This window comes from Pseudomonas sp. MWU13-2100 (assembly GCF_023242365.1).
In the GTDB taxonomy this organism is placed as follows: Bacteria; Pseudomonadota; Gammaproteobacteria; order Pseudomonadales; family Pseudomonadaceae; genus Aquipseudomonas.
In genome coordinates, this window is sequence record NZ_JALLIX010000104.1 from 1 (window position 1) to 1,742 (window position 1,742).

Consider the following 1,742-nt stretch of genomic DNA (forward strand, 5'->3'; position numbering starts at 1 on the left):
CGAAGCGCAGCTGCTCAATGGACAGGTGGCGACGTATCGGTATGACGCGTTTGGGCGGCGGATCGAAAAGACCGTTGAAGGCAAGACCACCGAATTCATCTGGCAGGGTGAAAGGCTGATCGCCGAATCGGCGGCTGGGCACTATCGCAGCTATGTGTATGAGCCGGGGACGTTTCGGCCATTGGCGATGCTCGACGGCGAAGGACCGAGCCAGGCCCTGCCCTACTACTACCAGCTTGACCATCTGGGCACGCCGCAGGAGCTGACCTCCAGTGCGGGGGCGATCCTCTGGTCCGCACGCTACAAGGCCTACGGTAACGTGGCGAAGCTGGAAGTGGCCGAGATCGACAACCCGCTGCGCTTTCAGGGGCAGTATTTTGATGCCGAGACGGGGCTACACTACAACCGCCATCGCTACTACAATCCCGGCACTGGACGGTTCTTGACGCCGGATCCGATCAAGCTGTCTGGTGGGTTGAACAACTACCAGTACGTGCCTAACCCTACGGGGTGGGTGGATCCGTTGGGGTTGAATAGCAATTGCCCTGGAAGTGAAAATAATCCTCTATGCGGTAAACCAGGCGAGCCGACACCTCCCGAAGTTTCTCGAAATGGTGCTTTCAAAGAGGCGAAATCCGCAGCTGGGATTCCAAGAACCCAACATCCAGACCCTGTGTACGACCCCACAACAGGGAAAACGAGCCAATATAAGTATGTAAGAATGACAGACAAAGCTGGCGAAAGTATCTTAAACAGCGAAGGAAAACCGATACTCACCAGAGAGTACCAATACACCCGCGCTGATGGTTCAAAGGTGATAATCCAAGACCACGCCGCCGGCCACCAATATCATGAGTCTGGAAACATTGGTGACCAGACCGCGCATTTGAATTTAAGGCCGTTTGAAAACACTAGAACTGGTAAAGTTCCCGGTGCAAAAGACCACTTCTATTTCAAGGAATAAAAAATGAATTCTTGGAACGAGCTTGACGGAAGCACATTTTTCAACAAAATCTTCACAACCCCTGTAGCCATTGGAAGCATTGAGCTATTCACAATAAACATCGATAACAGCAGACCAACTATAATATTGGAGTTTGATATCACAGAGTACCCGGATACACCTCCAGAAAAATGGAAAAAATCCGGATTTAATACGTGCCGCATCGGCCTAAACTGCGGAAACATTAGCAACCTAACAATAAAAAACGTACCAACAAATAAAAAACTAAATATAAAAATCACACAAAATGGAAATTCTTTCACAATTCACGCCTCAAATAATGATTCGCTGATCGAGTTTACGACCAAGTCCCCACTACTCTGCGGACCCTCAGCATATATAAATAACTCAGATCACAAATCCGTATAAAAAAGTGGCCGGATTTATTTTCTACGCCCCCTGAAAATAAATCACCTTTTTCACACCATTTTGTCAATGGAGGACGAAATGCAAAAAACACTTAATGATATGTCTTTCTCGGAACGCCGCCGCGTCCCAATCGGAGCCTTGATTTTAGGCCTGCTTGTCTTGCCTCTCGCCATTCAAGCATTTCGCATGGAGACGGTAGGAAAGTTTGCCTATGCGCTACTCCTCTGCTCACTGTATATGTTTGTTGCGGCCTTCCTCAATCGTAAGGCAGGCTCCACACCGCTGATGATCCTCAAGGATAAGGGAGTCTGGTTCTTCAACGCCGATGGATTGGTGCCATATACCTCAATTCAGGCGGTTGAAGTTGAGT

The 1,742-nt window shown here is 49.0% G+C and carries 2 protein-coding genes and 1 pseudogene; all 3 read left to right on the top strand.

Annotation, left to right across the window (positions count from 1 at the left end):
* Positions 1-964, top strand: a 964-nt coding sequence (locus M5B99_RS29485) for an RHS repeat-associated core domain-containing protein (protein ID WP_248807438.1), incomplete at its 5' end; no start/stop codon positions are given.
* A 3-nt stretch (positions 965-967) separates the two neighbouring features.
* Positions 968-1,372, top strand: a complete 405-nt coding sequence (locus M5B99_RS29490; protein ID WP_248807439.1) for an Imm50 family immunity protein — start codon at positions 968-970, stop codon at positions 1,370-1,372.
* A 78-nt stretch (positions 1,373-1,450) separates the two neighbouring features.
* A pseudogene (locus M5B99_RS29495) lies at positions 1,451-1,742 on the top strand (hypothetical protein); the annotation flags it as partial.

Excerpts from the sequence above, each read along its gene's own strand:
- M5B99_RS29490 (WP_248807439.1), top strand. The coding sequence starts at position 968 with ATGAATTCTTGGAACGAGCTTGACGGAAGCACATTTTTCAACAAAATC.